The sequence below is a fragment of the Mesorhizobium sp. M7A.F.Ca.CA.002.04.1.1 genome, from assembly GCF_004022805.1.
Lineage (GTDB): Bacteria > Pseudomonadota > Alphaproteobacteria > Rhizobiales > Rhizobiaceae > Mesorhizobium > Mesorhizobium ciceri.
Map to the genome: position 1 here is coordinate 1 of NZ_RZPL01000241.1, position 7,276 is coordinate 7,276.

The following is a 7,276-nucleotide window of genomic DNA, read 5'->3' on the forward strand; positions in this document are numbered from 1 at the left end:
CCCGCAACAGTTTCTCGTAGATCTGCCGCTCTTCGGTTATCCGCAGGCAATACGGCACCTTGACGACGAGGATGCGATCGAGAAAAGCCTCATTGTTCTTGTTGTTCTTGAACTGCAGCCATTCCGACTCGTTGGAATGGGCCACGATGATCCCCTGGTAGGGAAAGGCGCCGAAATTTTCGGTGCCGTTGTAGCTGCCTTCCTGGGTAGCCGTCAGCAGCGGATGCAGGACCTTGATAGGCGCCTTGAACATTTCGACGAATTCAAGCAGGCCCTGGGTGGTCCGGTTCAGTCCACCGCTATAGGAATAGGCGTCCGGATCGGACTGGCTGAAGTTTTCCAATTGCCGGATGTCCACCTTGCCGACCAGGGCCGAGACGTCCTGATTGTTCTCGTCGCCGGGCTCGGTCTTGGCGATGCCGATCTGGCGCAGTCGCGACGGCATCAGCTTGACGACGCTGAACTTGGAAATGTCGCCGGAAAGTTCGTCGAGGCGCTTGGCCGCCCATGGCGAAATGAGCCCATTCAAGCGGCGTCGTGCAATGCCGTATTTATCCTCCAGCAGGTCGCCCATGCGATCGGGATGGAAAAGGCCAAGCGGCGATTCGAAAACCGGGCTGACCTGGTTGCCGACCTTCAGCGTGTAGATCGGGCGCTGTTCCATCAACTTCTTCAGCCGCTCGGCAAGGGAGGATTTGCCGCCGCCCACCGGGCCGAGCAAATAGAGGATTTGCTTGCGCTCCTCGAGCCCCTGGGACGCATAGCGAAAATAGCCGGCGATGCGCTCGATTGTATCCTCCATGCCGTAGAAATCGGCGAAGGAGGGGTACACTTTCAGGGTCCGGTTGGAGAAAATACGGCCGAGCCGCTCATCCTTGCTGGTGTCGACCAGGTTCGGCTCGCCGATCGCCTCGACCATCCGTTCAGGCGCCGAGGCATACATCGACTTGTCCTCGCGGCAGGCAAGGAGATATTGCTGGATGCTGATCTCTTCCTGCGCCGCGTTGGTGTAAATTTCCGAAAAGAGATCGAAGACGTCAGACTGGTTCTCTCGCATGATGCTTTTGCCCTCGGAGCCGCTGTGGCTTCCATTCGGCTCGTCTCGCATTCAACTGCCGGGGGGCACCGTTTGTTCCCTTCATGTGAAGAGGTGGCCGCGATCTTAAGGATTGAGGCTACTCCGCGAGACCAAAGCGCTCGTTGCGGAGCCGTATTCAGCGGGTAGCGGGTGTGTTGCGAACCCCTGACTGGACGGCTGGGGCGGCCGCGTGCAGTCTTGCCTTGCCAGGAGACAATGATGATCGATCGACGAAGCCTGATCATGGCCTCCATGGCGGCGATGCTGCCGTTGGAAGCGTCGGCCGCGTGGAAAACACGCCGGCCCACGCCAGAAACCTTCGACTACGGGCCGGCCAAGCTCGACATCTACGCGCCCGATGGTGCAACCGGCCTGCCGGTCGTGTTTTTCGTTCATGGCGGCACCTGGCAGTTTGGCAAACGCAGTCAGGTGGACGCCAAACCGGCCTTCCTGCTCGCCAACGGCTTCTGCTTCGTCTCCATCGATTACCGCATGCTGCCGCAGGCCAATGTCGCCACCCAGGCTGGTGACGTCGAAAAGGCCTATGCTTACATCAGGGCCAACATCGCCCGGCATGGCGGCGATCCCAACCGCATCGTCGGCATGGGCCATTCGGCCGGCTGCCATCTGGTTGCGCTGACCGGCATGCGCGGCGGATTGCCGGGCATAGCCGCGCTCATCCTCGACGACACCAGGGCCTATGATCTTGCAGCACTTGCCAAGAATGGCGGTATGGTCCGGGCCTATGCCCGCGTCTTTTCCGATCCCGCGCAATGGGCGGCACTTTCGCCGGCCAGCTATGTCGACGGCCGCAAGCACCCGCCGACTTTCATCGCCTATTCGCGGGCATCGGGCCGGAGCGAGGACTCCAGGGCCTTTGCCGAGCGCCTGCGATCGACGGGCACCAAGGTTACGCTGTTCGACGGCAGCGCCTATACGCATATGTCGATCAATCGCGATTTCGGCGAGGAGGGCGACGCGCTGACCGCGGCCGCGCTGGCATTCCTGAAATCGACGGTTGGCTGATCTTTACGGCACTGGATTAGATCAAAAGTAGCGGCAAGACATTGCTGCAGGTGCTCGCGGGTGCAACTGCTCTGCGATCTTGAGCGGGAGGGAATTGCATGAACGGCGCCGATGTCCTGTGTGACGTGCTTCTGGCCAATGATGTGACGGTCTGCTTCGCCAATCCCGGCACCTCCGAAATGCACTTCGTTGCAGCGCTTGACCGCAAGCCGAAAATGCGTTGCGTGCTCGGGCTGTTCGAAGGCGTGGTGACGGGTGCCGCCGATGGCTATGCGCGGATGACCGATCGGCCGGCCGCGACGCTGCTGCATACCGGTCCCGGCCTGGCCAACGGGCTGGCCAACATGCACAATGCCCGGCGTGCCTTCAGCCCGATGATCAACATCGTCGGCGACCACGCCTCTTACCATCTGCCGCTCGATGCCCCACTCACCAGCGATATCGAGAGCCTTGCGGCGCCGATGTCCAACTGGGTCGGCCGCGTCAAGGGTCCGGCCGATGTCGTGCCGGCAGCTGAAGCGGCCTTTCGCGCCTCGCTGACACCACCCGGCGTCGCGACCCTGATCCTGCCGGCGGATGCCGCCTGGGGCGAAGTCGAGGCGGTTTTGCCCGGCAAGGTGACGTTGGCGCCGACGCCGGCCGTCGATATGGACGCGGTACGCAAGATCGCCGCGGCGATCCGTGCCGCTCCGGGCCGGGCCGGCATGATCGTTCGCGGAAAGGCCGCGCGCGCCGATGCGCTCGCCATCGCCGGGCAGATCTCGACGGGCAGCGACGTCCGGCTGTTCGGCGAGGTTCTGATCGCACGGATGCAACGCGGGCGCGGGCGTGTCGCGCCGACCCGCATCCCCTATCCGGTCGATGCGGCGATGGCTGTGCTGAGCGACGTCGATGTTCTGATCCTGGTCGGCGCAAAGGAGCCGGTTGCCTTCTTCGCCTATCCGGGAAAACCGGGACGGCTTGTCCGGGAAGGCTGCGAGGTGCTGACATTGGCCGCCCATGGCGACGATCTGCATGCGGCGCTGGAGGCGCTTCGCGACGAACTTGGCATCAAGCCGTCGCGACACAAGGTGCTGGCGGCCGCTTTTCCCGACGAGGCAACGCCGAACGGCAAGCTGACGGAAGATGCCGTCGCACTTTCGGTGGCGCGCAAACTGCCGGCCGATGCGATCGTCTGCGATGAAGCGGTCACCTCGGCCAGGCGTTTCTTCGCGCTGTCGGCCTTTGCCGCGCCGCACGACTACATGATGGGCACGGGCGGATCGATCGGTGGCGGCATCCCGATGGCGACCGGGGCGGCAATCGCCTGTCCCGACCGCAAGGTGGTCAATCTCGAAGCCGACGGCAGCGGCATGTACACGGTGCAGGGATTGTGGACGCAGGCGCGGGAAAAGCTCGACGTGGTGACGATCGTGTTTTCCAACCGAACCTATGCGATCCTGCATGGCGAGATGAAGAATGTCGGCGTCGGCGCCATCGGCGAGAACGCCAGGCGCATGCTCGACCTCGACCATCCCTCGCTCGACTGGGTATCGCTGGCCAAAGGCATGGGCGTGGAGGCGGCTCGCGCCGATACGTGCGAGCGCTTCGACGCGTTGCTGGACAGTGCGCTGTCACGGCGCGGGCCGTTCCTCATCGAAGCGGTGCTCTGAGCGCGGGGAAGCGACCTACCAGCGGGTCTTTTCGCCGGGAGCCGCGGGTTCGATCGCCAGCGCATGCACGCCGGCCTTCAGTTCGTCGGCAAGCAGTTCGTTGACGGCGCGGTGACGGTCGATGCGGCTCATGCTGGCAAAGGCGGAAGCGACGACGCGGACGCGAAAATGCGTCTCGCCGGTGCCGTCGTAAGTGCCGTGATGGTCGGAGCCGTGATGGTGGTGGCCGGCATGGAGATGGCTCTCGTTGATGATAACCAGCCTGTCCGGCGAAAATGCCTTGTTGAGCTTGTCTTCCATGGTCGCCTGTATGGACATCGCCATCTCCCTTCACCACATATCGTTGGCGTCTCGGCCTGGAAACCGAAAATCGGTTTCGCGAGGGGCCGCCGCCGCGCAACAAAATCCGCCATTCGCCTGCTTTATGCCGCGATTCAGCGGTTAGGGCGATGATCGCGAAAATGTCAATTCTTGTTTCGCATCTGCGAACGCCCCATAAATGGGTAAGATGAAGCCGTACCCCAAATATTTCGAGAAGATTCGCGTCCGTCCCGACAAGGACGCGGAGCTGAAGTCGCACTCGCCGATCTGCCAGTGGGACGGCTGCAAGGAAGCGGGCACCCATCGTGCGCCGGTCGGGCGCATGAAGGAGGGTGAGTATTTCCACTTCTGCTTCGATCATGTGCGCGAGTACAACAAGGGCTTCAACTACTTTTCCGGCGTGCCGGACACCGAGGTCGCGCGCTTCCAGAAGGAAGCCATGACCGGGCACCGGCCGACCTGGAAGATGGGCGCCAACGGGGCCTCGACCCGGTCGTCGCCCGATATGGCCCAGATGCGCTCCGGCCGCGCCGGCTACTATAACCGCATGCGCGACCCGTTCGACCTGTTCAAGGGACCCAAGGATCCGCGCGAGGCGCGCGAGCGCAAGGCCAAGCCGCTTGAGGCCAAGGCGCTGGAAACGCTTGGTCTTGATACAAAGGCGACTGGCAAGGAGATCAAGGCGCGCTATAAGGAACTGGTGAAACTACACCATCCGGATGCGAATGGTGGCGACAGAGGTTCGGAAGACCGGTTCCGCGATGTGCTGCAAGCCTATCGCGTGCTCAAACAGGCGGGCCTGTGCTGAGCGACCATACGGTTCGTGTCGTTTTCCAACTTTCATAAGGTTGGAAAAGGCTTTAAGACCGCCCCCGGACAAAATCGATTGCCGGCGAAATCAGACGTTTCGCCCGTGGAGACGTTGAGAGATATGAACAAGGTCGATCGCGACATCGCCAACCTGCCCGACACGACGGTGTCGGTGAAGGAGAAATTCGGCTTCGAATCCAAGATGGTGGTGCCGGCCTATTCGGTGACATCGGAGCATGTGCCCGACATCGACCCGGACTATCTGTTCGACAAGAACACGACGATGGCGATCCTTGCGGGCTTTGCCTACAACCGCCGCGTCATGGTGTCGGGCTATCACGGTACCGGCAAGTCGACCCATATCGAACAGGTAGCCGCCCGCCTCAACTGGCCCTGCGTGCGCGTCAACCTCGACAGCCATGTCAGCCGTATCGATCTCGTCGGCAAGGACGCGATCGTGGTCAAGGACGGGTTGCAGATCACCGAATTCCGCGACGGCATCCTGCCCTGGGCCTACCAGCACAATGTCGCGCTGTGCTTCGACGAGTATGATGCCGGCCGTCCGGATGTGATGTTCGTCATCCAGCGCGTGCTGGAATCGTCAGGCCGGCTGACGCTGCTCGACCAGAGCCGGGTTATCCGCCCGCATCCGGCCTTCCGGCTGTTTTCGACCGCCAACACGGTCGGCCTGGGCGACACCACCGGCCTCTATCACGGCACCCAGCAGATCAACCAGGCCCAGATGGACCGCTGGTCGATCGTCACCACGCTGAATTATTTGCCGCACGACAATGAAGTCGCCATCGTGCTGGCCAAGGCCAAGCACTATCGCGACGGCAAGGGCAAGGACATCGTCAACAAGATGGTGCGCGTCGCCGACATGACGCGCTCGGCCTTCATCAACGGCGATCTGTCGACCGTGATGAGCCCGCGCACGGTGATCACCTGGGCAGAGAATGCCGAGATATTCGGCAATATCGGCATGGCGTTCCGGCTGACCTTCCTCAACAAGTGCGACGAACTGGAGCGCTCGGTGGTGGCCGAGTTCTACCAGCGCGCCTTCGGCGAGGATCTGCCCGAGAGCGCCGCCAACGTGGTGCTGGGCTAAGACCGCTCCATGGGAACGACCCACCGGACGTTCCTATGGAGTCTTGTATTCCTCTGCTTTGGTCTCAGTCAGGCAGCCATGGCCCAGAACCAACCACTCAAACCTGGGCAGACTTGGACGTATCACGGCGCGACACCAGTATCCTCGCGTGTGATCATAGGCGCTGTCGATTATCTGGAAGGCGAAAGTCAGCCGATCGTATCGATCTCAGTCTCTGACGCGCCGATACCTAATGACGGAAAGCAGCTGCAAACAATCCCTCACCTCCCTGTAGCGGCTGACGTACTGAGAGAAAGTCTGGTTGAACTTGAGGGTGTTCGTCCAATTCCCGACGGGTTTGACCACGGATACAGTCATTGGAGACAGGCATATGACAGTGGGAAAGGCGGCTATTTTACGATCTCGGTCGAAGAGATTATCGGCCTCCTGCGCACTCAGCTTGGCCAGCGGCCAGCGGTACAATAGAGATAGATGATGGCGGGTCCGGGCGACAACACGCGCAACAAGTCGAAGACGGGCTCTGAAGCCGACAGCTTCAAGCGTGCCGTCACCGTCTGCATGCGCGCCATTGCCGGCGACAAGGAACTGGAAGTCGGTTTCGCCAAGGACCGGCCGGCGCTCGCCGGCAGCCGCGCGCGCTTGCCGGAGCTGCCCAAGAAGGCATCGAAGACCGATATCGCGATCACCCGCGGCCTCGGCGATTCCATGGCGCTGAAGCGCGCCTGCCATGATGTGCGCATCCACACCAAGCTGGCGCCGGAAGGCAAGGCGGCCCGCGCCATCTATGACGCGGTCGAGCAGGCCCGCGTCGAGGCGATAGGCTCACGCGCCATGCAGGGCGTCGCCGACAATATCGGCTCGATGCTGGAGGACAAATACGCCAAGGCCAACCTCGTCGACATCAAGGACAAGGCCGACGCGCCGATCGAGGAAGCTCTTGCCCTGATGGTGCGCGAGAAGCTGACCGGCCGTCCGATCCCGAAAAGCGGCGAGCGGCTGGTCGAACTTTGGCGCCCCTGGGTCGAGGAGAAGGCCAAGGCCGACCTCGACGGATTGTCGGCCAAGCTCGGCGACCAGCAGGCGTTCGCCCGGGTCGTGCGCGAGATGCTGGCCTCCATGGAAATGGCCGAGGAACTCGGCGACGACCAGGAGACGGAAGATTCCGAGGACAATGATGACAACCAGCCGCAAGGCGAGGAGCAGAGCGAGGAGGGCGGCGAAGAGGATTCCGGCTCCGAGCAGTCGCAGTCCGAGGATGCCGAAGCTTCCGCCGATGACGAA

At 62.2% G+C, this 7,276-nt stretch carries 6 protein-coding genes and 1 pseudogene; 5 read left to right on the forward strand and 2 right to left on the reverse strand.

The annotated features are described in order from the left end of the window. Positions 1–1,057, reverse strand: a 1,057-nt coding sequence (locus ENZ75_RS14700) for a PrkA family serine protein kinase (protein ID WP_128278159.1), incomplete at its 3' end; no start/stop codon positions are given. A 240-nt stretch (positions 1,058–1,297) separates the two neighbouring features. On the opposite strand from ENZ75_RS14700, the gene ENZ75_RS14705 reads away from it, so the two are divergent. Then, complete coding sequence (locus ENZ75_RS14705; RefSeq protein ID WP_063169111.1) at positions 1,298–2,104, forward strand: alpha/beta hydrolase; 807 nt, start codon at positions 1,298–1,300, stop codon at positions 2,102–2,104. 98 nt (positions 2,105–2,202) lie between these two features. After that, entirely contained in the window at positions 2,203–3,756 is a 1,554-nt protein-coding gene (locus ENZ75_RS14710) for an acetolactate synthase large subunit (RefSeq protein ID WP_063169110.1), read from the forward strand. Between the two features lie 15 nt (positions 3,757–3,771). Here ENZ75_RS14710 and ENZ75_RS14715 read toward each other — a convergent pair whose 3' ends face one another. After that, on the reverse strand, positions 3,772–4,074 hold the full coding sequence (locus ENZ75_RS14715) for a BolA family transcriptional regulator (RefSeq protein ID WP_063169109.1): 303 nt from the start codon (positions 4,072–4,074) through the stop codon (positions 3,772–3,774). Between the two features lie 181 nt (positions 4,075–4,255). Here ENZ75_RS14715 and ENZ75_RS14720 point away from each other — a divergent pair, with 181 nt between their 5' ends. From ENZ75_RS14720 to ENZ75_RS14735, 3 genes and pseudogenes are all read left to right on the forward strand, one after another. Next, the gene (locus tag ENZ75_RS14720) at positions 4,256–4,885 is read left to right on the forward strand and encodes a J domain-containing protein (protein WP_013529366.1); all 630 of its coding nucleotides are present in this window, start codon (positions 4,256–4,258) and stop codon (positions 4,883–4,885) included. A 123-nt stretch (positions 4,886–5,008) separates the two neighbouring features. Then, complete coding sequence (gene cobS / locus ENZ75_RS14725) at positions 5,009–5,995, forward strand: cobaltochelatase subunit CobS (protein WP_013529367.1); 987 nt, start codon at positions 5,009–5,011, stop codon at positions 5,993–5,995. A 474-nt stretch (positions 5,996–6,469) separates the two neighbouring features. Continuing rightward, positions 6,470–7,276, forward strand: a pseudogene (locus tag ENZ75_RS14735) (cobaltochelatase subunit CobT); the annotation flags it as partial.

What these genes read in the sequence shown, in the direction of transcription:
- ENZ75_RS14705 (WP_063169111.1), top strand. Translation starts at nt 1,298, where the DNA reads ATGATCGATCGACGAAGCCTGATCATGGCCTCCATGGCGGCGATGCTG.
- ENZ75_RS14710 (WP_063169110.1), top strand. Translation starts at nt 2,203, where the DNA reads ATGAACGGCGCCGATGTCCTGTGTGACGTGCTTCTGGCCAATGATGTG.
- ENZ75_RS14715 (WP_063169109.1), bottom strand. Translation starts at nt 4,074, where the DNA reads ATGTCCATACAGGCGACCATGGAAGACAAGCTCAACAAGGCATTTTCG.
- ENZ75_RS14720 (WP_013529366.1), top strand. Translation starts at nt 4,256, where the DNA reads ATGGGTAAGATGAAGCCGTACCCCAAATATTTCGAGAAGATTCGCGTC.
- cobS (WP_013529367.1), top strand. Translation starts at nt 5,009, where the DNA reads ATGAACAAGGTCGATCGCGACATCGCCAACCTGCCCGACACGACGGTG.